Genomic DNA, 25,040 nt, shown 5'->3' on the forward strand with positions numbered 1-25,040 from the left:
GTGTGGGAATAATGTATGTCCACAGAGACGGACTGGAGTCACCTGTTCCCCGCGCCAGTCCGTTCGCTCCCGGCCGATCTCGTCGCCATCATTGCCGTCGTTAGCCTCACGAACCTGGCAGTGCTCGCTCCAGTTCTCCGGGACACGCCAGTCCGAGTCGCGCTCGGCCTCCCGTTCGTCCTCTTCGTACCGGGATACGCGTTCATCGCGGCACTGTTTCCGGAGGGCGGGACCCCGCCGTCCGAGGTGGAACGAGACGGTCGCTTGACGACCGCGCTCCACCGCGACCGCGGCATCGACGGCATCGAGCGCGTCACGCTCTCGTTCGGGCTGAGCATCGCCATCGTTCCCCTGCTCGGATTGGCGCTGAACTTCACGCCGCTGGGCGTCCGCCTCGTCCCCGTACTGGGAAGCGTCAGCGCCTTTACGCTCCTTGCGACCGTCGTGGCCGCGCATCGCCGGCGGGACCTCCCCGAGGACGAGCGGTTTCGGGTCCCCTACCGCGCCTGGATCGCAACCGGACGGTCGGAACTGTTCGAACCAGATACCCGTGGAGACGCCGTGTTGAACGTGGTTCTCGTCCTCAGTGTCCTGCTCGCCGTCGGGAGCGTGGGGTACGCCGTCGCCGCCCCGAACGAGGGTGAATCGTTCACCGAATTCTACCTCGTTACCGAGAACGAAACCGGCGACCTCGTCGCCGAGGAGCATCCGACGGAGTTCACGCGGGGCGAGAGCGAAGAGATCGTCGCGGGCGTAGTCAATCGGGAACACGAACCCGAGGAGTATCAGGTCGCGGTCGAACTTCACCGAGTCGAACTGGCGAACAACTCGACGCGAATACTGGAACGAGAAGCAGTGTCACAGCACGCGACAGGGCAACTCGGACACAACGAGACGTGGCTCCGAACGACCAACGTCTCGCCGACGATGACCGGTGAACGTCTCCGGCTAACGTACATGCTGTACCGTGACGGCGTCCCTGACCGGCCGACCCCCGAAAACGCATACCGGGAGTTGCATCTGTGGGTGAACGTGACGGAGTCGGAGAACGAAACGACAGCGAACAGCGACGACGCAGTTCGGGAACCCGGTCGTTCGACGGTACGGGGTGGTTCGGCCGGCCAGGACGCGACACAGAGTCGTCTCCCTCGAGTACGAGTCCAGGTCGCCCGCGTCGGACGGGGGACCGCGACTCGGCCGCTCTGACTTCACTCTATTTCGGCTTCCACAACGGGGTCCGCCTGCTGGCGGTGCGATTCAAAAAGCTTCGACGCCCAGGTGACCGCCGCTCGCGTGTCGTTAACCATGAGACCAGCGATACTGCTCTGGTCGGTGTAGACGACCACACAACAGTACGTCGTCTCGTCGTGGTCGGCGATCATGAGACCGAAGGGGAGATCGCCGGTCACGTACGGCTGATAGTCGCCGGCCGCGATCCGGTCCGCTATCCAGTCGTACGTCGCCTGAACGTGTTCGTACACCGCTTTGCAGAACACGATTTCGGCGGTTGCACCCCCGTCGATCGCCATCCGGAGCGCGTCTTCGGCCTTCGGCGCAGCGTGGGCCTGCGAGAGCCCGCGGATCCGGTCGGCATCGCGAATGATCTCGGTCAGGACGGAGACCGGAACGGCGGGAGCAGGCTCTTCGGCGACGAAGACCTCAGCGTCCCAAATGAAGTCCAGACTGATCGGTGTCTCTTTCGGGAGGTGTTGGAGCAGTTCGTCTGCAGCGACGATGGCTTCGGCGCTCTCTTCGTACCGTGAGTACTGTTCGTAAAGGAGTCGTCCACAGACCGTCAGTTCGTAGGCACTGTTTTCGTACGCGACGAGTCCGAACTGTTCGAGGTCCTGTACACCTCGGTTTACAGTCGAGCGTGAGACATCGAGTTGGCTGACCAGTTCCCGTTTCTCCGACGGGTTCTCGGCGAGCACGTCGAGAAACTCTATCCGCTTAAACACCGTCTCCATCATCTCGCGCAGGCCTTCGTTCATTCGTTTCGCTCTGTGCTATAATTACAGGCAGAGGATTTTTATATCTATTTCGTAGGTTGATTGAAATTTCAGTAGGTGAATTTACTAAATCCTCCATTGTAGCTGAAAATCATCGATGGAGGTAATCGCATCGTCACGGTCACGTACAGTAATTACCTTGAATAAAATTAGATAAATAAACTATATTTATAGAAGAATGAAATCAAGAACACAGAGGTGGGTGTCCCGAGGAGGGGTCCATCGCGTTAGGGAACGTAGCCGACGCACTCTACCGGCCGCAGTTATCCGTGAGGGCTGGTCCAAGTGTGCCGAGTACGACGAGTGGAAAGTGGAGCCAAATGAGGGGTACACTGCAGGAAATTCCGCGTCATGATGCAAGTACCGATCATTACCCTCGATTCGATCCTGTTACTACTTGCAATAGGCGTCCTCCTTTGGGGGTTCGAACGATATCGGTCACGGTTCGTCAAAAGCGATCTTTTCGCCGCAGTGATCTTCGCCGGTGGACTGTTGGCCATGGCCTTCGCTCCGGGGCTTTTCGGAATACTCGGTGGGGCCCTCGATATACAACAGCGACCACTCGTGATGTCGATGGCGGCCAACCTCGGCCTGCTCACGTTCCTACTGTACGTGTCGAGCGTCGTCCAGAACGTTCGTGGCGACCTCTCGGAACTAACGCGCAATCTCGTAGTCGACGACGCGCCGATGACAGACGGCGGCCGAGAGAGCATCTACGTAGTCATTCCGGCGTACAACGAGGCAGAGACTATCAAGTCGGTGGTTCAGTCACTCCCGGACCGAGTTCGAGGACACTACGTTCAACCCGTGGTCGTTTCGGACGGGTCCGCTGACAACACCGCAGAACGGGCGCGGTACAACGGTACCATCGTCGTCGAACACCCGCTCAACCAGGGCCAGGGCGGCGCGCTGAAGACCGGGTTCGAAATCGCGCAACGCGACGGGGCGGCGGTCGTCGTGACGATGGACGGTGACGGACAACACCCGGTCGAGGAACTCGACAGACTCGTATCGCCGATCGTCGACGGAGAAGCGGACTACGTGATGGGATCGAGACATATCGGCCAGGACGAATCCGGGAACAGTATCGTGAGACAGAGTGGAATTCGGTTCTTCACGGTGCTGATAAACGTGCTGACGAAGGCGGACATCACCGATTGTACGAACGGTTATCGGGCGATTCGGGGGTCCGAACTGGATGAGTTAACGCTGACTGAAGAGCGGTTCAGCGCACCGGAACTGATCATCGAAGCTCGGAAGAACGGGCTGCGTATCAAAGAACTCCCGATCATGATCAAAGAGAGACAGGCCGGCGAGACAAAGAAACCACAGATCGGCTACGCGGTCGGACTAACTCGGGCGATCCTCATCAGTTGGCTACGATAATGACCGATCCGTCTCCCCGTTCTGGAACGAGACCCATTCGGACGGTACTCTCCCGTGTGTAGCAGTGTGAATGTCGCAGTGAGTTCAATACAGCAATGACAGATCAGTGTGAGGCCGAGAATCTGAAGATACTACGTGTAGCTCAACAAGTGTATCCGAAAGCCCTCGGTGGCGGCGCGTATCACGTTCACGCATTAAGCAGAGACCAGGGCTTGAGAGGTCACAACGTAGAGGTAGTAACCGTGTCCGACGACAGCCGTGGATACAGAGACGACCACTACGACGTGACCGCATATCCCTGTACTGTGGAACTGTTTAAAAACCAGTTTTCCGCAGACGTTCTCAAGTCGCTGATCGACCTGGGCAAATACGACGTAGTGCATGCACATTCTCATCTGAGAGCAACGACGAATTTCTGTGCTCTGTCCAGGTGTATCAACGACACACCGTTACTCATCACGAATCACGGCAGTCACTCTCAAAGCGTCCCGTACTGGTTCTCTGAGGTGTACAACCGCACCGTTGGACGGTTCACGATGAATCGTTCGGACGTCGTTTTTTGCTACACAGCCGAAGAAAAGCGGCAGCTCCGTGAGTTCGGGATCAGTACGGACATTGAAATCGTCCACAACGGCATCGACCACGAGATGTTCCGACCGCAGACCGACTCCGACCCTCGAATAGAGTCGTCCGGTCCAGCGATCCTGTTTGTCGGAAGACTTTGTGAGGGGAAACGACCGCAGGACGCTCTGATCGCGTTCGAAACGGTCAAACGGACGTATCCTGACGCGGAGTTGTTCCTGTGCGGGGACGGCCCGTTGCGGACTGATCTCACTGACTTGGCCGAAAGGCTTGGGTGCAGGAAATCAGTGCATTTTCTCGGCCACATCGAGTACAACGCGATGCCGTCGATCTATTCGGCCGCCGACGTTCTGGTCCTTCCGAGTCGGACGGAGGGATTTCCACGGGTCGTTTTGGAGGCGCTCTCGGCTGAAACGCCAGTCGTAGTTTCCCATCTCGAACAGATCGCCTCGCTCGTACAACAGGTCGGCAAAACAGCACCGGTCGGGGACGCGGAGGCCTTCGCCACGAGGGTTCTCTCGTTACTTCGTGACCAAGAGGAACTAAAACGATTGGGGGAGAGTGGCAGGGAAATCGTCAAAGAGCGGTTTTCATGGTCGGAAACAGTCGAGGACGTAACTACGGCAACTCGAAAGAAGGTCCGCAACAAGCGTGAGAATGATGCGGTATAGTCGGAGTGGCGTCTGAAAGTAGCCATTATTCTGCTGTCATTCGTGCTGATCAATTCTTCTATCTCGTAGAGCATGTGTGACCGTTCCACTGGCTCCGTTTTACGTTATATCCTTCTCCGAGATCACCGGATCGAGAGTTCTACGATCCCTGTCTATTCCGGTCGTCCCAGTGCTGTCTTTTTCATCTACGTCTGTAACGTTCTGTTCAACGATTCTGTAAGATCGACTCGACGGAGCTGAGGATCTGCTCGCCGGTTACTCCGTTGCTGTGGTTCTCTTTGACGTACTTTCGGCCTTTTCGACCGATATCACGCCGTCGAGTCGGCGAAGAGAGCAGTGAGCTCATCGTTCGCCGAAATTCGGCCGTATCTGAGTACGTTACAAGTCCGGTCGGACCGTCCGTATAATCGTCAATACCGAACGCACTGTTGGTGAGGACGGGAAGCTCCCATGCTTGAGCTTCGAGGAAGACATTCGGCATCCCGTCCGTATAGCTCTTATATATTAGTATATCAGACATACGATACAGTTCGGAGATGGTATCAACGTGTCCAACAGCGTTGATCCGACAGCGCACATCGGGAGACGGATAGATGCGGTTTATATCTTCGAGTAACTCCGAGTAATAGGAGCCGTTACCGGCGATAACGAACCGTACCGACCGGTTCTCGGATAGGATCGGCTTCAGCGCCTTCAGCATTTCTCGCGTCCCTACGTATTTTCCCTTGAACCGTAAGTTCGTGACAGTCAGAACAGTAAAAGGGCCCTCCTCTTGCAGATCAGACGCGGTATCACGACTATCGCTGACCTCCTTCGGTACGGGCGCGAGTTCTATCCGCTCCGGAGGACAACCCGTGTACTGTTCGACGCTACGCTGGATCTCGTTGGAAACGACTAGGAATCCGTGGGTGAAACGGAACGTAAACCGACGAAGCAGACTCCGAGCCTTGTATATTGAATATTTTTTATAGTTGCGCTGCTGGATATGTTCTTTCCTCTTTGCTCGGTTGACTCGCCACGCATCGCCACCCAGTCGGACGATCAACGTAGTTCGAGTCAGTATCGAGACTATCGTCGCAACGAAACTAGCGAACCCGTCTCCTTTCGCGAGGATAACATCCGGCCGCTTAACTACCGCGTGATACAGTGCCGAGAGCAACAACAAAGGGTATCTCCAGACGGGACTGCTATCCGGGTTCGTCGTCAGGATGGACGCTGAGACGTCAGTCGTCGAAAGCGGCTTTGCAAGTTCTTCTGTTCTGGTTTCAGAGACGACTACGATTTCAGTCAGAGTCATCGATTACCTCCTCAACTGTGTTCACCAGCTTTTTTCGAACGTTTTTCCGGTAGAACCGTTCCGGGCTTTCGACAGGTAAGCGCTCCCAATTCGTCAGTTTTGACACGAATTCGCTCTTCGAACTGAACAGATTAGACGTTGCCTCCGCGACGTCACCGACGTTGCGAGCCAGGACCGGAGTGCCCGTAGACAGCGCTTCTAAGATCACTCGTGGAACGCCCTCAGTCAAGGACGGATGAATAAGGAGGTCAGCGGCGTGTAGATACTCCGGTATTCGGCCCGGATCGACCGGGCCAACGAAATCGACGTGATCCCGTATCACCGAGAGTTCAGGTTCCGTTCCGTCTCTCTGTCCGACGAATACAAAATGCAGATCTTCCCGTCGTTCGACTACCCGTGGAAGCGTTTGTCTCAGTAAACGCGACCCCTTCTGCGGAGTGAACCGCCCAATGAACAGAATTACGTCCCTGTCCGTGCCGAAGTCGATTTCGCCCAGATCGTTTCGTTGAAACCGTTTAGAGTTAATCGACGGGGGGATCTTGACGATTCTTTCTCCCGGGACGTTCCGTCGGACGAGCCGTTTCCGACCGGTTTCTCCCAGAACGATGGAACGATCCGCAAGTACCGGGGGAACACGACCAAAGACGTTGTTGACAAGATACGACACGGGTTTCTTGTACCCGTCCTGATACCGGTACGAGCGAAACCGGTCACCGCTGTATCTATAGAGAAACGGAATATCGTGAACCTCAGAGACTATGCCCACCACTAACCCGTGTGTCGGCGGGCGAGTGATCTGCAGTATGAGGTCAGGATCATTGTGTGCGGCGTACTGCCAAGCGAGAGCCGCCTCGGCTCTCCGTCCGGACGAGAAATTCCCTCGATACACGGTATCGTAATACTCGTCTATACGAGTGCGATAGCTCGGTTCAGTAGTCGTAACCAGATCGAGAGAATACCGCTCAAGCATCCACCCGATGTTCGTCACGGTGTTTTTTATGTTGAATTTGTTCGTGAAACAGCCCGTGAATATCGCTATTTTTGGTTCCATCTATGCAGTGTACCCGAGATCTCGGAGTCTCTCCTCGACTGAGCCTACGTCTTCGAGCTGATATCTCTCCTTTCTCGAGCCTTTTTCGATGGAACGTCTGTTCTCGAATGGACACTCGAACCATGGGATTTTCACTAACTCATCGACGTAGATCCCCAAGGGATGGCCCCACCCGCGTACGGGTATCGGCGACATAGACTCGTTGAACAGGTTCCCGTGATCCGAGGTGACAACCGTTTTCCCATCTAACTCATCGATGATCTCCTCTACGTGTGGAATACACCTCTTCAGATTCGATTCGTAATGCGCGTAGAGTTCGTTTCTCGGCACACTCAGTTCGTTTTTCATCAATTTGGTCCACAGGTTCACCTCGTCTGTTCGTTTTCCCGATAGGTGCCCTTTATCGAAGTCGGTGTTCGAGTCGATGAATGGGTAGTGTGGCTGAATGTAATGTATGACGTATCTCTTGTTCGGATACTGAGCCTGTAGTTCATCGACGCGCCCGTTCATGGTTTCCGGGAGAACTGTGCCGGTTTCGGAGTCCCAACCGTCCTCCCTCCACACGTTAACGATATCAAACAGTTCCGGCGACAGGGAGTTGAAATTGTGATATAGCTGGGGGTTTGCAGTGATATACACCGTATCGAGGAGTGACCGGCCCGCAAAGTTCCCACGGAGGAATTCGATCGTACTCGATCCACGAGATGTTTTCCGGGATAAATCGCCAGTCAGCGACCAGTTCTCGGAAAACGTATCGTATCTGCAAGCGTCGAGAACGATCAGATTATCCCAGTCCTGTTCAAATACGTCGACACCGTTTTCGTTATACCGCCTCCTGTTCAGCCGCCGATGGTATAAGTTATTTAACTTTTGTACTGCCAGTCGAGGGTGTTGAACTGCAGAGACCAGAGTTGAACCCATCAGAAGGTAGTATTCTCTTAGAGAGTAATTAAACTAATTCTCACTAATAGAAAATATAATACATTTTACTTTAATACAGACGTATTTCTAATTGAATGTCGTTTCAATAGTCTTAAGATAAATTGATATGTAGAGGTATAATACCTACCCAGCGGAGAACAACCGTTGATGCCTGGCCCTTATGAGTCTGTTTAGCCACTACGAGAGGTGTCGTGAGTAATGGGGGAGGGTTCTTCGTCGAAATTGATCGTCTCGTCCCTCGATTCAGTCGTTAAAGGGTCGTACTGGTATTTCCTCGGGATAGTGGCGAGTAACGTATTACTGGTTGTATTTAACCTACTACTCACGCGATCACTGGGGGCGGACCTGTACGGGATTTTCGCGTTTGCGAACTCACTCGTCATGTCACTGCTTCTCGTCTCCAGTTTCGGTGCGAACAAGTCCGTTTTGAAGTTCATACCGGAGTACGAGGACGACAAGTCCACTCAAAACGACATATTCGGTCTAACAGTTATCAGTTCGCTATTGGGGTGTAGTTTGATCGGTGGGACGCTCTACCTGTTTTCCGGGGTAATAACGTCTCTCACATTAGAAGATCCGCTACTAGTTCCCGCGCTTGAGATATTTTCACTTATTCTGATAGTTCTCACCTTCGTCGAAGTCATTAAAAGTTCCTTTCGCGCCATGGAGATAGCATCGTATCCGATACTGATCGACAAAATCCTACGGCCGACGGTATACACGTTCGCTGCAGCGGCAACATACGTACTGAGTCTGTCGCTGTATGGGTTTTTGCTTTCGTTTCTGTTCTCCGTGGTTCTTTTATTCGCAGTTTCACTGCTGTTTTTCATACGGAAGTCCCGAATTCGTCCGACGTTTTCGTACTCACCGAGCAGGATCTATGAGTATTACAATTATTCCCTTCCAGTCAGCCTGAAAGACGCGGCATCGATCCTGTATACTAGAGTTGACGTTCTAATGGTCGGGGTCCTGCTCAGTTCCAGTTCAGTCGGAGTATACAACGTCGTCGTACTCGTATCGAGCATTATCGCGTTTCCGTTATCAGCGATAAACCAACTGTTTCCACCGATCGCGTCGAAGCTCTACTCGTCAGATCAGAAGCCAACGCTGAACGCCGTATATAAAATAGTGACACGATGGTCGTTCACAGCGTCGTTGTTTCTGGCGGCTTACCTGATAACGTTCCGAGATAGTGTGTTACAACTTTTCGGTAGCAACTTCACGACCGGAGCTACTATTCTGATACTGTTAGCGATAGCAAAGCTGATTAGTGGTTTAGTCGGTCCCAGTGGGTACGTTCTCATGATGTCTAACCATCAGTATCTGGTTCTTTGCAATCAGGTTACGGTCGGCGTATTGAACACTATACTCAACTACGTACTGATAGTAAAGTACGGTATCGTCGGCGCTGCGATAGCAACAGCACTCTCGCTCAGCGTGATTAACCTCATTCGGATCGCCGAGGTGTATCATATGGAGGGGTTGTTCCCGTATTCAAAGGCGATGCTGAAACCCGCTGTAAGCGGGGTCTTCGGACTGGTAGCGATGTACGGTGTGAAGACACTGATGGGGAATACGCTCTCATTGCTTTTCGGCGGTGTGTTTGGGTTCGGTGTCTACTTAGCGGGCCTTGTCGTTTTAGGCTTAGAAGACGCCGAAGTGAGGATATTAGATAATGTTCTCCCGGAGAAAGGAACGAACGCGTTACTCGGGTATCTGGAATAGATCGATCACACCCCACCGACTGAGATGTGGTAATCTAAAGGTATCCCAGTTCCTCCAGTATCTCTTCAGTTTGGCGGTCAACGTCGGCGTTTTGGTCCCGAACCTCCGGTGCCATGGCTCTGGACCGTTCCCACTGATTTAGCTCTCGGTTGAGTTCGATTACGGTTTCCCGGTCTTTCGCGAAACGGTTCTCTGATTCCCAGGGGTCGTTACGGATGTCGTAAAACTCGTTGTTCGAATCAGAGGCCCGAATGAGTTTGTGTGTCTTCGTACGTATCGCCCGTAAACTTCGGTCGAACGTCCGCATACGATCATTTACCTCGGAGAGCCGTTCCGTTAGGGCTTCCATCGAAGGCTGTGGAGCCATGTATTCAGAGACCACGAAGTCGTGTCCGCTCTCTTCAGCATTCGGATGGAAAGAGTTCCCGCGGAGGTTCTCTTTCACGGACGCGTCCTCTTCGCCGATCAGGTCGAGTATCGTGGGAAAGATATCCGTATGCTGAACCAGTTCGTCCGGGTTCGTCCCGGTCGAAAACCCACCTCCCTCGACTATCAACGGAGTGTGTACCAGCGTATCGTACAAGCAGTACTGATGGTCCATCAGTCCGTGGTCGCCGATATTCTCCCCGTGGTCCGAGGTGATGATGAAGATGGTGTCTCTCTCGGTGAGGGTTTCGGTGATTGTCCTTCGCAACTCGCCGATCCTGTGATCGAGGTATCGTATCTCGCCGGCGTAGAGCGCCTTCAGGCAGTCCAGTTCGTCTTCCGAAAGGGAGAGCGACCCGTTGATGTACTCCCAGGGGTTCTGCGGAACGTTCACCGCTTTCTCGTAGCTTACACCGCTTGGGAGAAACTCCGTTACAAATCGCTCGGGCGGGTCGTACTCCAGATGCGGTTCGAGGTAGTTCACGAAGAGAAACACCGGATCGTCCCGGGAATACGACTGTAACTGCTTACGGATCCATTTGTTCGCCCTCGCCGCTCCGTTATCGGAGCGAAATCGGGACCGGTTTTGATGGTACAGTCCGTTGAGAAAATTGATAACAGGGTTGCCCGACAGCGTCGTTTTCACTGCTTTCCGTAATCTGTCACGGCCTTCGTTTGTCAGACCGGCTTTTCCGAAATCTTCCCCCCTTTGAATCAGCTTCCACCCTTTGAAGAACTTATCAAACTCCCTAATAATTCCGAACTGATCGTTGATCCAGGCGTTGTTAGAGGCCCCCATCGTCGTATACCCGCACTGATGTAAAATCGCCGGGAAAGTCGGAACTGACGGATCTAAATACTTATTGCCGGCGTGGGCACCGTGTTCGGACGGATGAACACCCGTGAATATCGACGCGTGAGATGGTAAGGTCCACGGTGCTGCTGCAAACGCGTTCTGAAAGGACGTTCCCCGAGAGGCGATATCGGCGAGGTTCGGAGTGACATTCCGTTCGGTTTTCCCGACAAAATCGTATCTAGCGGTGTCCATAACGATCAGTACAATATTCGGATCCGGCTCATTTTCACCCATAACTACAGTTGTGTGAATTACTACTCACGAGTTAATCAAACTATTCCTTCCGAGGAATATAATTTGAGCTAGCGGGTCCGCTTCGTGGCCTTCAGTATTTCGTCTGTCAGTTCCACGATATCGAATCCGTATTCCGCCAGCAGGGTTCGGACTTCGTCTTCGCTGCTGCCCTTTCGGTTCAGGGCAGCGGGATGAACTTCAATATATGCGAGTCGGCACTCGTCCGAAGACAGCACTTTCGGAGCCCCACGGACCAAGTTGCCCTCTTCACCGAGAATGTCGGATTTAACGATAGTTGGCGGGGTTACGTTTTCGTCTTCCACGACGGCATCGAGCGTCTTGACTGGAACTGTCGGGCCTGATCCGGATTGCCGAACGGCACCCATTCCCCCCGCCGTGTCTCGGCGAATATCGAATCGTATCTCCCCATCTTCGTTTGAAACTGCGTAGTTTTTCGCGTTCGCATCTACGTCATTTAATTCTAAATTCCGAACGAGGCTATCGAAGGTTTTCGGATGGGGTTCGAAACAGACGATATCCACGTCCGTCTCCTGGAGGCCGACGATACAGCTGATGAGGCCGATATGAGCACCGATATCGTAGAAGACGTCCCCGTCAGTTAGCTCGTGAAGTAGATCGTCGAACAGCTGGTTCTCGTAGCTTGATGTAACGTCGGGGAGAAAGTTGTGTTCTCGTGCGGACTGTTTCCGAAAGGTCGCCTCCGTCCCGTCAATGGTTATCGTTTGTGTCGTCTCATCGAGGTTTCGTTCCTCTAACCGGTCCATGTAATTGAACAGTTGATAGTACGTCCTGTCGAGAGCGACATCAATTCCTGTTCGCTGCATGACGTTTTTTACCGGTCCGCGGTATCCGTACTGGAGGAACTTTGACCGGAAGGTGTGTAGGAACCGTTGAACGGATCTCATAGTACAACACGATGTTGTTTTCTGTATTAAATACAATGTACTAATACTATTGTAATTAAGTCAATGAATACGCGATACCTGTGAGGGACGGCGCTAATGTTTCCTAGGTCAGGTCCCCTGTTTCAGCGGTGTCACAGGAACGCCCCATGTGTAGTAGCCGCTGACAGTGATTGTACATCTGATCGCAGGACAGCGATGCGATCAGCGTGTCAACCGCTTCAGTGACTACAGTAGTTCGTCACCGGCGTCCGTCAGTATCCACAACAATATTCACCGGAGACGCGGATATCCCTATATGGTGAAGTCAGTGCCGGTGACTCGATGGGGATAGCGAGTCGATTGGAGATCGATCCGCAGGTGTTGACCCTCGCGCTCGCCCGCATGACCGAGTCGGTCGGAAACTCCTTTCTCATCGTGGTGCTCCCGCTTTTCATCGGGAGTGGAGTGATCCAGGGGAACACGTACGGCCTGACAGAGGTCGCAGTAACGGGCATCGTCCTCTCCCTGTTCGGGTTCGTCAACAGTCCGTTGCAACCGGTTACTGGTCGACTGTCCGACCGAACCGGCCGTCGAAAGGTGTTCGTTCTGATAGGCCTGGTACTCATCGGTGTGGCCAGTTTCTCGTACTCGCTTGCGTCGGCGTACTGGCATCTCGTCGGGTTGCGCGTACTGCAGGGCATCGCTGGCGCGCTGATCATCCCGACGACCGTGGCCCTGGTAAACGACCTGGCGACGGCGACGAACCGGGGCGGAAACATGGGCACCTACAACACCTTCAGGCTTGTCGGCTTCGGGGTCGGTCCCATCGCCGCCGGTGCCGTGGTGTCGGCCGGTCCGTACGCACTGGAGTTGAGTACCGTGCAAGTCGAGTTTAACGGGTTCGACGCCGCGTTCTACTTCGCGACGCTGACGGCTACCCTCAGTTTCGTTCTGGTGGCGTTCCTGATCCGCGATCCCGACATGGAATCGGCCGAGGCGGGCGATTCGATGGCCGGAATCACCATGATCGACCGCACTGGCCAAGGGGTACTCGACCCCGTCTTCACTCTCGGCGTGGTTTCGTTTTTCATGGCCGTCGGGATCGCGATGTTCGCCACGCTCGGTGATATCATCAACGCGCGACTGAACCAGGGGCCGACGTTGTTCGGACTCCAGTTCGCGGCGTTCGTCCTGGCGCAGATCCTGCTCCAGATGCCGATCGGACGGGCGACCGACTTCTACGGTCGAAAGGGGTTCATCGTACTCGGCATGGTTCTTCTCGTACCGACGACGTTCGTACAGGGGGTCCTGTACGACCCGTGGCTCATGTTCGCCGCCAGATTCGCTCAGGGCGTCGCCGGGGCGATGGTGTTCGCCCCCGCGCTCGCGCTCGCTGGTGACATCGCCCCGGACGGGCAGTCCGGATCGACGCTGTCCGTGTTGACGATGGCGTTCGGATTCGGCGTCGCTTTCGGGCCGCTAGTGTCGGGGTTTCTCGTCGAGTTCGGGTTCGTGGTCCCCTTCGCGTTCGGCGCGTTCCTCGCCGCTATCGGGGTGGTACTGGTCTGGTCGCAGGTCGAAGAAACGGTGACGTCGAAGAAGTCGGTCTTCCCGACCGACTGACTCGCGGAACCGGTTTCGGAGTCGGGAACGCGAGAGGCTCGTCCGACGCATTCGGAAAACCTTCGGCCGACGCATCCGGATACGAGCGGCCGGCGCGGGACGACGGGGAGAAACGCAGACTACTACAGTCTCAGAGAACTGCTGTCGCTCAGCCCGACAGCGTCTCCTTTTCGTCGCGGATCCGCCGCTGCATCTCCTCGTTTCCGTCGACCTGCGCGAGCTGTTCGGCCGCTTCGAGCGTCCGGACGCCGTTGTCGAGAAACGACAGAACGTCGCCCTCGTAGGCGTACAGCATGTAGTCGTCGCCCATCACGTCGACGATAGCCGCGGGACCGAGACCCTGCGCGCGCAGTTCCAGCAGGTAGCGAACGAACTTCTCCTCGGGATGTCCGCAGTACGGGTTGTTGTTACAGCCGCAGTCCAGAAAGTCCTCCGCGAAGTCGAGTACCTTGTCCCGCGTCGCCTCGTTCAGTTTCTCCAGACCGTCGCCCTGAAAGAGCACGTCTAGCGTCGCCCCCTTGAACGCCCCCTTCGGGATGTTCGTCTCCAGCTGGGAGGCGAGCTGGCGGTGGTTCTTGACGTATATCTTGTCCGTGATGGCCACTGTTGACCGTTCGTAAGGGCGGCGTGAGCAAAAGCGTCCCGGATTCTATACTGTCGGACGTAACTGGTTCAGATATTTCGCGGGAACGTCCCCGCGAAATTCTTCACTGACTTCCGTCCGTCAGTATACAGTCCGCCGCAGGTCAGGCCGCGCCGAACAGGAACATGAAAACGGCCACCGCGCCGGCCACGATCGATGCCCCAGTACCCGAGAGGTTTCGACCGTCTTCGAGACCGAACCGCCAGATGACCGCGCCCCAGAGCGTCCCCAGCAGTCCGAACACTGCTCCGACCGTATGGAGTACGCCCAACTCGCCGATCACGTCGTCGCGAAACACCGTCGGGTCAGTTCCGGCAGTGACCGTCACCGGATCGAACGTGAGAGACAGGACGACGAGGACGGCGGCGAAGCTCACGACGCTCGGGACCAGCCCCCAGGCCGCGACGACCCAGGCGTTCGATCTCGGCCCGTCGCCATCGAACAGCCACGACCCGGCGTACAACAGCAGGCCGACGAACAACCAGAGGACCGGGACCCCGACGATCATCTGCCCCGCGACGCTGCCGACGGCCTTCCAGAGGAAGACGTCGATGTCCTTGTCGACCGTCGCCGGTTCATCGCAGTCAGCGTTGCCGTTCGCACTTTCGAACGTGCCGTCGCAGAAGCTCTCCGGGGGGCGGTCGGGGTTGTCGACCGTGACAGTGCCGTCGATGTTTTCGGTCAGGATAAACCCGAGAGAGTACACCCCGGCCGTCAGCCCAACGGTAACGAGAAGTACGACCGCGATGCCGCGAGCGAGGCTGATCTGGCGTCCGTCGAAATACCTGTCAGGTCTGAGGAGGGGTGTGCGAGGGGACACAGTTCTGGTATTTAATTTCGCGTGTAAATCTCTTTTGAACCATCGTACCGATAGCCACCCACAGAAGCGACGGACACGCAAGTACTCGGGTATAAAACCGCATCTAAACGCACGATACCGTCGTCAATCCGTCGAAAAACCGTTTTTACGCTGCCTGTGTGTTGTCTGGTACCATGCCAGATCGCCATCTCTCCCGTCGGTCAGTACTGCGGACCACGTCCGGCGCGTTCGGTGTCGCGCCCGTCGGCGTTCGCCACGCCAGCGGAGAGGCTATCGGTACCGCCGGACGCTGTCCCGAGGCGACGATCCGGCCGGGGATGGAACACTGTACGGACGCACACGGAGACGGCTGCAGCGACGACCATCCGGAGACGGAGGCGATTCAGGACGCGGTCAGCCGAACGCTCGAAGACCGCTACCCGAACGTCGGAACGCTGATCGACGAAGGGTTCATCCCCTACTTCGACCTCGCGTCGTCCGGCGAGGAAGGCGGGTACTCCCACTGGATCAATCCGGGCTATCTCGGCGACGAGACGGTACTTGATCCTGAGCGCCCGGAGTCCGTTCTCGTCGACAACAAGTGGTGGCGACCGATCGGCGTGATGTTCATCGCGACCGAGGACGGCGAGGCCGTCGACGACCCCCCGGCAGTCTACGGCGAGGGCGACGAGGCATGTGCCCCGTGGCATTACCACACCGGCGTTCCCGGGCGGTTCGCCTGGTGGTACTACCAAAAGGTGTACGGATCGGACGGGAAGACGAGCCTGAAACTCCCCTGCCGAACCCCCTGTATGCTCCACGTCTGGACGTATCCGAACCCGAACGGCGTCTACGCTCACGGACCGCCGCCGCGCGGGAACCGCGGCGGTCCGCCCGCTGAGGATCCGGGGTTCGACACGTGGGCGACTCCCGGCGATGACGAACTGGAGTGGAATACGTTACCCGACGGCTTCGTCAGTCAGTTCAAACCGGACACGTCGCTCCGTGACCTGCTGTTCGGGTAGATGCATCCGTAACGCGTCGAAAGACAGCAGGAGATTTCACGGGCCGTTCGAACAGATCGGTGTGAGTCTCGACGACGAATACGAGGCGGGCTGTCGGCACCGCCCGCTGGTGGATGTCACAAGCCGTCAGTCCTCCGCACACCCCGTCGGGAAACGGTCGTTCCCGAAGACGGTATAAATGGCCTCACAAATCCGAGAACGCGCTATCTGCGGCAATCCCCGAGAACAAACCGAGACATGCGGACAGTACCAGCCCCTGACGGCATCGAGATAGCCTACGAACGCAGCGGCGACGGACCGCCGCTTATCCTCCTCCACGGCGGGTCGGGGTGCCACCGGCACTGGGACGCGCTCCGACCTCACCTCGACGAGGATTTCACTCTCGTCACTCCCGACCGACGCGGACGGGGTGAGAGTGGCGACGCCGAACAGTACGACCTCGACCGCGAAGTCGAGGACCTGCGGACGCTCGTCGCCGCCGTCGACGGCGACCCCGTCGTGTTCGGCCATTCGTTCGGTGGACTGGTCGCACTCGCGGCCGCCGACGAGGTGGACCTCGACGCACTCGTCCTCTACGAACCGGCGCTTCTGGTCGGCGAACACCGCGGCGGCGACCTGGCCGACCGGATGCAGGAACGGCTAGACGCCGGCGAGCGCCGCGCGGCGATGCGGTTGTTCATCGAGGAAGCCGGCGGCGTTCCGGACGTCGAAGCGTTGCCGTGGTGGCCCGACGAGGCGAATCTCGACCGCACCGAGACGGTCATCCGGGAGAACCGCGCCGTCGAGGCGTTTCGACTGCCGGAGGAGCCTGATATCGACGTCCCCACGCTTCTCCTGACCGGCGAACGCGGGCCCGAACACCTGCGAGACGCCGTGTTCGCGCTCCGCGAGCGCCTTCCGGACACTCGTCTCGTAGAACTCGATGGCGTCGGGCACGTCGCGACCGAGTCGGCCCCGGAACGAGTCGCCGACGCGGTGCGCCCGTTTCTTCGTGACAGTCCCAGCCCGGAGTCGTAACGTATTTTAATTCTTCACCTGTTACGAATAGGTGTGTCCGGGTTGGGGTAGTGGACTATCCTTCAGCCTTGTGGAGGCTGAGACGCGGGTTCGATTCTCGCACCTGGACCTTCTCGCGACGAACGGACGTGAGGAGCGTGCCGTCCCCCGAAAGAGAACCGAATCACGCGAGACGAGAGACCGGGTCTCGCACCGGGTTCGATTCTCGCACCTGGACCTCGCTTTTCGAGGCGACGAACCCACTCGTCAGGAACTTCGAGATCAATCGTTAGCCCCCTCCTGTACGTCCGGAACGGTAAACGAGACCGTAGTCCCCTCGCCCGGAGTGGACTCGACCCAGATCTCCCCGTCGTGCCGTTCGATGATCCGCTCACAGAGCGCGAGGCCGATCCCCGTGCCGGAGTGTTCGGTGTGGCTGTGTGCCCGCTGGAAGACCTCGAAGATCCGGTCCTGGTCCTCCGGAGCGATACCGACCCCCTCGTCGGAAACTGACACCGTCCACTCCGCGCCGCTCCGTTCGGCGAAGACATGAATTCGCGGCGGTTCGTCGCCGCTGTACGTTATCGCGTTAGAAAGTAGGTTCTGGAGGACTTGACGGAGTTGCTCCGGGTCGCCGCGGACTCGCGGGAGCGACTCTGCCGTGACCTCGGCGTCGTAGCCCTCGATTTTTATCCGGAGGTCCTCGCGAACGGCCGCAAGGACGTCCGTCAGATCAACAGGCTGGAACTCGTCGCCTCGGGTTTCGACCCGCGAGTACTGGAGCAACCCGTTGATCATCCCGCGCATACGGTCCGCGCCATCGACCGCGAATTCGAGGAACTCCCGACCCTCCTCGTCGAGGGCGTCGCCGTACCGGGTCTCGATCAGTTGCAGGTAACTCGAAACCATGCGCAGAGGCTCTTGCAGGTCGTGAGAAGCGGCGTACGCGAACTGTTCGAGCCGTTTGTTCGACTCCTCTAACTGCCGCTGATACTCCCTGCGTTCGGTAACGTCCTGTACCACGAGCATCCCCGCGAACACCTCGTCGTCGGCGTTTCTGATCGGCAGCGTGTGGGCGAACAGGTGACGGTCATGATAGTCGGTCTCGAAAGAATGTGACTCTCCGTCGAGCGCCGCGTTGAAGTACGGTTCGACCTCCTCGACTATCTCGTCGGGATAGATGTCGTAGACGCTGTTTCCGATCCGCTCCTCCGAATCGACGCTGGATACGTCCAGAAGCCCTCCGCCGACAGCGGTGTAGCGCAGGTTCTCGTCGAACAGGCCGACCGCGCCGTTCGGGAAGTTCTCGACCAGCGTTCGGTACCGGCGTTCGGACTTCTCGAGTTTCCGCCGCTGTTTCTCGCGCTCGGTCACGTCTCGGACGACGCCGACTCGCTCCTGACCCCCGTCAGTCGGGAGCGACGTGAACGTCACTTCGACCGGAACGCGATTCCCGTCCGCCGTCCGGATCGTCGTGGCAAGCGTCGGGCTTGCCGCGTTGCCGTCCGCCATCTCCGCCCGTAGCTCCGACGCCCGTTCGATGGTCGCCTCGTCGACGATACGAGTAGCGTGCTCACCGAGCAACTCCTCGCGGGTGTAGCCGGTTAACTCGGTGTACGCGTCGTTGACCATCGTGTAATGGCCGTTCTCGTCGACCACGTAGATTCCGTCGTCGATCGTTTCGACGATCCGCTCGTACTTGGCCAGTTCCCGGTCGCGTTCTCTCCGGTCCGTTATGTCGCGCCCGATACCGGCCAGCACGGGGGTTCCGTCGGGGGCTTCGAGCCCGGAGGCGACGAACTCGTACGGGATCCGCTCACCGTCCTTGGTCAGGATGTCCGCTTCGACCCGCGAGCTCCCGGTTTCGAATAGCTCCGCCATCCCGTTCGCGAGCGTGTCCCGGTCCGGTTCGGCGACGAACTCCAGCGGTTGCATCGACTCGATCTCCACGTCCGAATACCCGGTGACTCTGTTCAGGCTCTCGTTCCACCGCTGGAAGTTGCCCGCACGGTCGACGACGTAAAACAGGTCGTCGACGGCGGCGAAGATGTCGTCGGAGTACTCCTTGTATCGCTTGAGCCGTCGTTCGCGTTCGTGCAGGCGACGCTCTTTCTCCGTGCGATCGATCGCAGCGGCCAGAACGTTCGCGACGTTTTTGACGAACGTCGCGTCGTCCTGCGTGAATTCGCGGCAGTCCGTCGTGTGGGTGCCCAGGATCCCCCACGGCTCTTCGAGCGGTCCGATGATGACGCTGATCCCGCTGACGACGTCGTGACTGGTGAGTAGTTCGGGGCCGGAGAACCGGTCCTCGGTGCGCAGGTCGTCGACGATGACTGGTTCCTCGGAGAGCAGCGTAAAGCCCGCCTGCGAGTCAGTGTCCGTCGGGACGGTTTCAGTTCCGACGAGCCCGTCGCGCCAGCCGACGCCCTGGCGGAGCAGGACCTCGTCACCGTCGGGCAACAGTTCCAGAACCTTGCAGTACTCGGTGTCCAACGTCTCAGCGACGGCGACCGAGGCGTCGTGCATGAGCCGGTCGAGGTCGTCAGTTTCCAGGGCGCGCTCGCCCAGATCGGCGACGACCTCCTGCTGGCGGACCCGTTTGCGGAGCGCGGCGTTCGCCTCGGAAGACGGTCCCATTTGGCACTGATAGTCGAGGGACGACTGTAAACCCTTCTTTGGAAACGGCCCGCGGCGTAGTGCGCCCCTGACAGCCGAGTGGGATGCGACGCGGCCGGCGGATCGCGGGCCGACGATTCCCCGCCACCGCACGCCCGTCGACGCGTCCTCAGGGCGTCAGCACTACCTTGATGCAGCCGTCCTCCTTGTCGCGGAACGTCTCGTACATCTCCGGCCCCTTCTCCAGCGGTTCCTGATGAGTAATGACGAACGACGGGTCGATGTCGCCGTCCTCGATCCGTTGCAAAAGCGGGTCGAGATAGCGTTGCACGTGCGTTTGCCCCGTCTTCACCGTCAGGGCTTTGTTCATCAGCGGACCCACTGGGACGTTGTCGGCGTGTCCGAGGTAGACGCCGGGAACCGACAGCGTCCCGCCCTTCCGACAGCATCTGATCGCTTGCCGAAGGACGTGCGGGCGGTCAGCTTCGAGTTTCGCCTGTTGTTTCACCTTGTCGGCGACCCCCATGACGCCCGTTCCGTGGGCCTCCGTCCCGACCGCGTCGATACACCGGTCCGGGCCGCGGCCGCCGGTCATCCCCATGAGCCGGTCGTAAACGTCGTCTTCCTCGAAGTGGACGGTCTCCGCCTCCCCGTGTTCTCGCGCCATCTGTAACCGCTCCGGAACGCGGTCGATGGCGATCACCCGACCCGCGCCGAGCATCCAGGCGCTCTGAATGGCGAACTGTCCGACCGGCCCGCACCCCCAGACTGCGACCGTGTCATCCTCCTCGATCTCTGCGTTCTCGGCGGCCATGTAGCCCGTGGGGAAGATGTCCGAGAGGAAAAGCACCTGCTCGTCCGGCAGGTCCGATTCGATCTTGACCGGCCCCACGTCGGCGTACGGCACCCGAAGGTACTCCGCCTGCCCCCCGGCGTATCCCCCAAGCATGTGCGAATACCCGAACAGCCCAGCCGGCGACTGACCCATCATCTCGCGGGCGATTTCCGCGTTCGGATTCGAGTTGTCACAGAGCGAGTAGAGCCCCTCCTCACAGAACCAGCACGAGCCACAGCTGATCGTGAAGGGGACGACCACGCGGTCGCCCTCCTGGAGAGTCTCGACGCCGCTTCCCACGCCGACGACCTCCCCCATCGGTTCGTGGCCCAGCACGTCGCCCTCTCGCATCGTCGGAACGTAGCCGTCGTACAGATGGAGGTCGGATCCGCAGATCGCGGTGGCGGTGATCTCGATGATCGCGTCGTGCGGATTGACGAGTTCGGGCTCCGGCACCTCCTCGACGCGAACGTCTTCCGTCCCGTGCCAGGTGAGCGCTCTCATCGGCCCCTCCCGGTTCGGCCGTGGACGCTAACTCCTCTCCACGGCCGTCGTTCGGTAGGTCGGCACGTCCTGCCGGTTTCATCGTCCGTACCGGTGGCGTTCTCGGTGCCCTCGATAGGACCCGTCGGTCCGTCGAACTCGATACTCCCGTCGCGTCGGCGCGACGAACACTGCACCGTCCGTGATCCGAGTCTGTCTCTCACTGTATCCCCCGATATCTACGACCACGGAACATTCATTAAAAATTGTGTAGTGTATCCAAATCGAGAGACGCAACGCACTTGCAAGTCGGGTTCTCGACCCCGAGCGAGTTCGGGAGATCGTGCAGCAGGTATATTCCGTCAGCGTGTCAGGTATACGTATGGGTGGCACACCAGCTGAAGGGGGCGTTTCTCCGGAAGAACCCACAAACCGGGACGGAGAGACGCCGGTCCTCGAACAACCGACCACTGCCGACGAAGCGACGGTCACGGAGGAAGGGACCGAACTAGAGCGAACCATCGGCCTGACGGGAGGCATCGCCATCGGCGTCGGCACGATGATCGGAGCGGGCATCTTCGTATTCCCGGGAATCGCGGCTGGACAGGCCGGTCCCGCGGCTTCGGGGTCGTTCGCAATCGGCGCTGTGGTCGCGCTCCTCGTCGCGTTACCGGCCTCAGAGCTGGCGACGGCCATGCCCCGTAGCGGCGGCGGCTACTACTTCATCTCGCGGGGAATGGGGTCGCTTTTCGGGGCGGTCGTCGGGCTCTCGCTGTGGTTCGGTCTGGTGTTTGCCTCGGCGTTTTACCTCGTCGGGTTCGGCTTCTACGCGGAGGCGGTGCTCGCCAGACTGGGCGTCTCGCTCGGCGGGTTCGACATCGTCGTCCCCCTGGCGCTGCTGTTCGGCGTGTTCCTGACGGTGTTGAACGTGACTGGGACGGAAAACGCCGCGAAGCTTCAGAACGGAGTCGTCGCGGTCCTGTTGGCGATCATCGTCGGGTTTCTCAGCTTCGGTGGCCTCTCCGCGCTCGGACTCATCGGCGATCCCGAACCCGTCAGCGAGCCCTTTCTGTCGAAAGGTGCGTTTCCCGTGCTGACGACCGCCGCACTCGTGTTTACCTCCTATCTCGGCTTCGCGCAAGTCGCCACCGTCGCGGGCGAGATCAAACAGCCCGGACGAAACCTGCCGCTGGCCATGGTGGGGTCGGTTCTCATCGTCGGCGTGCTTTACGTCGCGACCATCTTCGTGGCTGTCAGCGCGTTCGGCAGCGATCGACTCGCCTCGTTCGGGGAGACGGCGATGGTGTCGGTCGCCGAGAGCTTCCTCGGTCCAGTCGGCGCGTTCGCCATCCTCGTGGGCGGCCTGCTGGCGACGGTGTCGAGCGCGAACGCCTCGATCCTGAGTACGTCGCGGGCGATCTACGCGGTGAGCAAAGACGCGTTGCTCCCGCGGGTCGCGAGTCGGATCAACCTGCGATACGGGACTCCACACGTCGCGCTCGGGTTGGCCGGCGGTCCGATCATCGTCCTTATCCTCCTCGGTGAGGTCGAGGTTCTCGCCGAGGTCGCCTCGTTTCTGCATCTCGTCATGTACGGACTGCTGTGCGTTGCGCTGATCGCGCTCAGACGGGACGAACCCGAGTGGTACGACCCTGAGTTCCGGACCCCCGGATATCCGGTCGTACCCGTCCTCGGAGCGCTGGCGAGTTTCGCACTCATCGGATTCATGCAACTGGCGTCCCAACTGATCGGCCTCGTCGTCATGGCGCTGTCCGCAGGGTGGTACCTCTATTACGCTCGCGACGTGAAACTCAAGGGGGTTCTGTAATGCCCGGATCCGACTGGAACGTCCTCGTGCCGATAGAAGTCCTCGAAGGGGAGTCGGTCCCCGAGACCGTCATCGAACTCCTGTCGACGCTGCCGGTGGTTTTGCTCGGGTATCACGTCCTCCCGGAGCAGACCCCGCCAGGACAGGCGCGAATGCAGTTCGAGGACCAGGCACAGGCGAAACTCGACGACCTCGTTGCCGCCTTCGATGCGGCCGACGGGACCGCCGAGACTCGCCTGGTGTTCACCCACGACGAAGACCAGACGATTGAGCGAGTCGCGGACGAAACCGGGTGCGAGGCGATCCTCCACCCGAACCCATCGTCCCGGATCGAACGGCTACTGCTCCCAGTGGGTACCGATGCCGACCTCGATCAAATCGCGGGGTTCGTGGCATCAGTCGTCGGTGACCGAGACATCGAACTCACCCTGTACTACGTCGCGGAAACGGATGCGGACGTTCCGTCGGGAGAAGCGGTAGTCGAGGAGGCGACGGGTCTCCTCCGCGAGCGTGGCGTCGCCGCTGATGCGATCACCGGAGACGTGACTGTTTCCGGAGCGCCGGTCCGGGCCATCGCGACGGCGGCCGCGGATCACGACGCCGTCGTGATGGGGGAGAGCGAACCCTCGCTCGGGAGCGTTCTCTTCGGGGACCCGTCGGAACAGGTCGCCGACCGCTCGCTCGGACCAGTCATCGTCGTCCGCAACGAACGCGACGCGGACGCGAGCGCCCCCGCCGAGTGACTACCACATCGACGCGAGCGAGCCCAATCACTGCATCTCAGCGCACTCATCCGGGGATAGTACCAGTAGTGGCGTCGACGGGGGTACTATGCGGTGACGGTACCTCGTGTCGTGTCGCTGTGGAGGCGAGTAGTAGCGGGAACGTAGCCGGTGCGAGCAGTTCACAACCTGTGAGAACTCGCTAGTCGGGGGTTGCTGGCCGCCGCCGCGTGAGGTACTGGTCTTCCCACTCCTTGCGCGCCTCTATCTCGCGCTGTCCGCGGTCCGTGAGCCGATACTCGTTCGTTCGGCGGTCCTTCTCTCCCTTCTCGACTAACCCCTTCTCGACGATAGTGTCGAGATTGGGGTAGAGACGGCCGTGATGGATGTCTTTCTCGTAATACTCCTCTAACTCCTCTTTGATCGCGAGACCGTGGAGGTTCTGCTGTCCAGCGATAATGTAGAGCAGGTCACGCTGGAAACCGGTTAGATCGTACATTGTCTCTCTACTCGGCACGGATATTAGTGCGTCTACACTTATAATTAATTATTAGTTTCTGAGGATGAATCGAATCGATCATCCCGGTGTTTGTTGCGTTCGGGAGTCCGACCCCATCGGTTTTGGACGTGGCGACCGACCAGTACGAACGCATGAACGGGAGAGACATCGCTACGGAACCGGGCAACACCGCCGGCAGAGAGCGGGGCGAGGCGAGTACCGGCTACATGAACGGCTCGAAGGCGAAACGGACCGTACGGCGGGCCATCAACTCCGGCGCGGTAGCGGGATTCAGCGGTGGTATCGGGCTCCTCTGGGGGATAGTGACGCTCGGACGCGGTGACAGCGAACGGGGGATAACGCGGCTTCTCCTCGGCGGATCACTGATCGCGATCGCCAGCGGACAGCGCCAGTCAGCCGGCGATAGCGCGGGCGAACAGCCCGATATCGACCAGACGGACGTCATCGGTTCGACTGACATCGAAGCGGCCGCTTCGGGGGGCAAGACCGGCGACAGTCAACGGGCGAGCGGCGACGAAGCGCAGGAGGTCGTCGGGAGTTCGGTCGACATCGAGGACGCGGGTCCCGGCACCGAACTCGACAGTGACCCGGCTGAGTCGACAGTCGATCAGACGGACGTAGCCGGGAGTAGCATCGACGATCCCAACCTGAACGATTCAGACTCTGACGACGCAGACACCGGCGGTTAACCGGACGAGCCGAACGGGTAACTAACTGATCGGGACTGTTGCAAGTCAGTTCAGTAGTTCGCCGACACGGGGTCAGTGAATACCCGGACACAGTTACGACAGTCTCTACGAGTCGTTCGGATGGCCGGGAGGGGCCGGTCCGACCGTTCTCCGCAGGCCGGCGTGCTCCGCCGAGGG

The 25,040-nt window shown here is 58.6% G+C and carries 21 protein-coding genes and 1 tRNA gene; 11 read left to right on the top strand and 11 right to left on the bottom strand.

The features are described 5' to 3' along the window. Positions 1-15: 15 nt before the first annotated feature. Positions 16-1,206, top strand: a complete 1,191-nt coding sequence (locus tag SM753_RS07255) for a DUF1616 domain-containing protein (RefSeq protein WP_323191087.1) — start codon at positions 16-18, stop codon at positions 1,204-1,206. Positions 1,207-1,208: 2 nt separating this feature from the next. Here the strand turns inward: SM753_RS07255 and SM753_RS07260 are convergent, their stop codons facing one another. Next, entirely contained in the window at positions 1,209-1,991 is a 783-nt protein-coding gene (locus tag SM753_RS07260; protein ID WP_323191088.1) for a hypothetical protein, read from the bottom strand. 369 nt (positions 1,992-2,360) lie between these two features. Here SM753_RS07260 and SM753_RS07265 point away from each other — a divergent pair, with 369 nt between their 5' ends. Then, complete coding sequence (locus tag SM753_RS07265) at positions 2,361-3,395, top strand: glycosyltransferase family 2 protein (protein ID WP_369335329.1); 1,035 nt, start codon at positions 2,361-2,363, stop codon at positions 3,393-3,395. A gap of 95 nt (positions 3,396-3,490) precedes the next feature. Beyond that, positions 3,491-4,648 (top strand): glycosyltransferase family 4 protein, encoded by a 1,158-nt coding sequence (locus SM753_RS07270; protein WP_323191090.1) that lies wholly within the window; start codon positions 3,491-3,493, stop codon positions 4,646-4,648. Between the two features lie 205 nt (positions 4,649-4,853). Here SM753_RS07270 and SM753_RS07275 read toward each other — a convergent pair whose 3' ends face one another. Genes SM753_RS07275 through SM753_RS07285 form a run of 3 tightly spaced genes read right to left on the bottom strand, consistent with a single transcriptional unit; the run spans position 4,854 to position 7,917 of the window. Further along, complete coding sequence (locus tag SM753_RS07275; RefSeq protein ID WP_323191091.1) at positions 4,854-5,945, bottom strand: glycosyltransferase family 4 protein; 1,092 nt, start codon at positions 5,943-5,945, stop codon at positions 4,854-4,856. Continuing rightward, positions 5,932-6,996, bottom strand: a complete 1,065-nt coding sequence (locus tag SM753_RS07280; RefSeq protein ID WP_323191092.1) for a glycosyltransferase family 4 protein — start codon at positions 6,994-6,996, stop codon at positions 5,932-5,934. Before SM753_RS07280 ends, SM753_RS07275 begins: the two co-directional genes overlap by 14 nt. Beyond that, the gene (locus tag SM753_RS07285) at positions 6,997-7,917 is read right to left on the bottom strand and encodes a hypothetical protein (protein WP_323191093.1); all 921 of its coding nucleotides are present in this window, start codon (positions 7,915-7,917) and stop codon (positions 6,997-6,999) included. A gap of 219 nt (positions 7,918-8,136) precedes the next feature. Here SM753_RS07285 and SM753_RS07290 point away from each other — a divergent pair, with 219 nt between their 5' ends. Further along, on the top strand, positions 8,137-9,663 hold the full coding sequence (locus tag SM753_RS07290; RefSeq protein WP_323191094.1) for a flippase: 1,527 nt from the start codon (positions 8,137-8,139) through the stop codon (positions 9,661-9,663). Between the two features lie 34 nt (positions 9,664-9,697). Here the strand turns inward: SM753_RS07290 and SM753_RS07295 are convergent, their stop codons facing one another. Next, positions 9,698-11,179, bottom strand: coding sequence for a sulfatase (locus tag SM753_RS07295; RefSeq protein ID WP_323191095.1), 1,482 nt, complete (start codon positions 11,177-11,179; stop codon positions 9,698-9,700). A gap of 68 nt (positions 11,180-11,247) precedes the next feature. Further along, positions 11,248-12,105, bottom strand: a complete 858-nt coding sequence (locus tag SM753_RS07300; protein ID WP_323191096.1) for an FkbM family methyltransferase — start codon at positions 12,103-12,105, stop codon at positions 11,248-11,250. A gap of 321 nt (positions 12,106-12,426) precedes the next feature. Between SM753_RS07300 and SM753_RS07305 the strand changes: the two genes are divergently transcribed. Further along, on the top strand, positions 12,427-13,707 hold the full coding sequence (locus tag SM753_RS07305; protein ID WP_323191097.1) for an MFS transporter: 1,281 nt from the start codon (positions 12,427-12,429) through the stop codon (positions 13,705-13,707). Between the two features lie 148 nt (positions 13,708-13,855). On the opposite strand, the gene SM753_RS07310 is transcribed toward SM753_RS07305, so the two are convergent. After that, a complete protein-coding gene (locus SM753_RS07310) occupies positions 13,856-14,311 on the bottom strand; it encodes a DUF5814 domain-containing protein (protein WP_135534935.1) in 456 nt (151 codons plus the stop codon). A 142-nt stretch (positions 14,312-14,453) separates the two neighbouring features. Next, on the bottom strand, positions 14,454-15,170 hold the full coding sequence (locus SM753_RS07315) for a Yip1 family protein (RefSeq protein WP_323191098.1): 717 nt from the start codon (positions 15,168-15,170) through the stop codon (positions 14,454-14,456). Between the two features lie 173 nt (positions 15,171-15,343). On the opposite strand from SM753_RS07315, the gene SM753_RS07320 reads away from it, so the two are divergent. The 3 genes from SM753_RS07320 (at position 15,344) to SM753_RS07330 (ending at position 17,300) form a co-directional block, all read left to right on the top strand. Continuing rightward, positions 15,344-16,174 (top strand): hypothetical protein, encoded by an 831-nt coding sequence (locus tag SM753_RS07320; protein ID WP_323191099.1) that lies wholly within the window; start codon positions 15,344-15,346, stop codon positions 16,172-16,174. A gap of 237 nt (positions 16,175-16,411) precedes the next feature. Then, the gene (locus tag SM753_RS07325) at positions 16,412-17,191 is read left to right on the top strand and encodes an alpha/beta hydrolase (protein WP_323191100.1); all 780 of its coding nucleotides are present in this window, start codon (positions 16,412-16,414) and stop codon (positions 17,189-17,191) included. A 36-nt stretch (positions 17,192-17,227) separates the two neighbouring features. Continuing rightward, positions 17,228-17,300 (top strand) — tRNA-His (locus SM753_RS07330). A 152-nt stretch (positions 17,301-17,452) separates the two neighbouring features. On the opposite strand, the gene SM753_RS07335 is transcribed toward SM753_RS07330, so the two are convergent. Together SM753_RS07335 and SM753_RS07340 are read right to left on the bottom strand one after the other, a co-directional pair. After that, entirely contained in the window at positions 17,453-19,807 is a 2,355-nt protein-coding gene (locus SM753_RS07335) for a PAS domain S-box protein (RefSeq protein ID WP_323191101.1), read from the bottom strand. 148 nt (positions 19,808-19,955) lie between these two features. Next, the gene (locus SM753_RS07340) at positions 19,956-21,125 is read right to left on the bottom strand and encodes a zinc-dependent alcohol dehydrogenase (RefSeq protein WP_323191102.1); all 1,170 of its coding nucleotides are present in this window, start codon (positions 21,123-21,125) and stop codon (positions 19,956-19,958) included. Between the two features lie 361 nt (positions 21,126-21,486). Here SM753_RS07340 and SM753_RS07345 point away from each other — a divergent pair, with 361 nt between their 5' ends. After that, positions 21,487-22,932, top strand: coding sequence for an APC family permease (locus SM753_RS07345; RefSeq protein WP_323191103.1), 1,446 nt, complete (start codon positions 21,487-21,489; stop codon positions 22,930-22,932). Continuing rightward, positions 22,932-23,675: a universal stress protein gene (locus SM753_RS07350; protein ID WP_323191104.1), complete on the top strand. Its 744-nt coding sequence runs from the start codon at positions 22,932-22,934 to the stop codon at positions 23,673-23,675. Before SM753_RS07345 ends, SM753_RS07350 begins: the two co-directional genes overlap by 1 nt. Positions 23,676-23,856: 181 nt before the next feature. Here the strand turns inward: SM753_RS07350 and SM753_RS07355 are convergent, their stop codons facing one another. Beyond that, positions 23,857-24,153 carry a helix-turn-helix transcriptional regulator gene (locus tag SM753_RS07355; RefSeq protein WP_135534943.1) on the bottom strand — a complete coding sequence of 99 codons (297 nt, stop codon included), beginning with the start codon at positions 24,151-24,153 and terminating at the stop codon, positions 23,857-23,859. A gap of 152 nt (positions 24,154-24,305) precedes the next feature. Between SM753_RS07355 and SM753_RS07360 the strand changes: the two genes are divergently transcribed. Further along, positions 24,306-24,863: a hypothetical protein gene (locus SM753_RS07360; protein WP_323191105.1), complete on the top strand. Its 558-nt coding sequence runs from the start codon at positions 24,306-24,308 to the stop codon at positions 24,861-24,863. Positions 24,864-25,040: the final 177 nt, after the last annotated feature.

The organism is Halostella sp. PRR32, assembly GCF_034808085.1.
Classification (GTDB): Archaea; Halobacteriota; Halobacteria; order Halobacteriales; family Natronoarchaeaceae; genus Halostella; species Halostella pelagica.

Bases quoted from the DNA above. Each gene is read 5' to 3' on its own strand.
- SM753_RS07305 (WP_323191097.1), top strand. From the start codon at position 12,427: ATGGGGATAGCGAGTCGATTGGAGATCGATCCGCAGGTGTTGACCCTC.
- SM753_RS07290 (WP_323191094.1), top strand. From the start codon at position 8,137: ATGGGGGAGGGTTCTTCGTCGAAATTGATCGTCTCGTCCCTCGATTCA.
- SM753_RS07325 (WP_323191100.1), top strand. From the start codon at position 16,412: ATGCGGACAGTACCAGCCCCTGACGGCATCGAGATAGCCTACGAACGC.
- SM753_RS07295 (WP_323191095.1), bottom strand. From the start codon at position 11,179: ATGGGTGAAAATGAGCCGGATCCGAATATTGTACTGATCGTTATGGAC.
- SM753_RS07300 (WP_323191096.1), bottom strand. From the start codon at position 12,105: ATGAGATCCGTTCAACGGTTCCTACACACCTTCCGGTCAAAGTTCCTC.
- SM753_RS07265 (WP_369335329.1), top strand. From the start codon at position 2,361: ATGATGCAAGTACCGATCATTACCCTCGATTCGATCCTGTTACTACTT.
- SM753_RS07340 (WP_323191102.1), bottom strand. From the start codon at position 21,125: ATGAGAGCGCTCACCTGGCACGGGACGGAAGACGTTCGCGTCGAGGAG.
- SM753_RS07350 (WP_323191104.1), top strand. From the start codon at position 22,932: ATGCCCGGATCCGACTGGAACGTCCTCGTGCCGATAGAAGTCCTCGAA.
- SM753_RS07355 (WP_135534943.1), bottom strand. From the start codon at position 24,153: ATGTACGATCTAACCGGTTTCCAGCGTGACCTGCTCTACATTATCGCT.
- SM753_RS07255 (WP_323191087.1), top strand. From the start codon at position 16: ATGTCCACAGAGACGGACTGGAGTCACCTGTTCCCCGCGCCAGTCCGT.
- SM753_RS07320 (WP_323191099.1), top strand. From the start codon at position 15,344: ATGCCAGATCGCCATCTCTCCCGTCGGTCAGTACTGCGGACCACGTCC.
- SM753_RS07285 (WP_323191093.1), bottom strand. From the start codon at position 7,917: ATGGGTTCAACTCTGGTCTCTGCAGTTCAACACCCTCGACTGGCAGTA.
- SM753_RS07275 (WP_323191091.1), bottom strand. From the start codon at position 5,945: ATGACTCTGACTGAAATCGTAGTCGTCTCTGAAACCAGAACAGAAGAA.
- SM753_RS07335 (WP_323191101.1), bottom strand. From the start codon at position 19,807: ATGGGACCGTCTTCCGAGGCGAACGCCGCGCTCCGCAAACGGGTCCGC.
- SM753_RS07270 (WP_323191090.1), top strand. From the start codon at position 3,491: ATGACAGATCAGTGTGAGGCCGAGAATCTGAAGATACTACGTGTAGCT.
- SM753_RS07345 (WP_323191103.1), top strand. From the start codon at position 21,487: ATGGGTGGCACACCAGCTGAAGGGGGCGTTTCTCCGGAAGAACCCACA.
- SM753_RS07360 (WP_323191105.1), top strand. From the start codon at position 24,306: ATGAACGGGAGAGACATCGCTACGGAACCGGGCAACACCGCCGGCAGA.
- SM753_RS07260 (WP_323191088.1), bottom strand. From the start codon at position 1,991: ATGAACGAAGGCCTGCGCGAGATGATGGAGACGGTGTTTAAGCGGATA.
- SM753_RS07280 (WP_323191092.1), bottom strand. From the start codon at position 6,996: ATGGAACCAAAAATAGCGATATTCACGGGCTGTTTCACGAACAAATTC.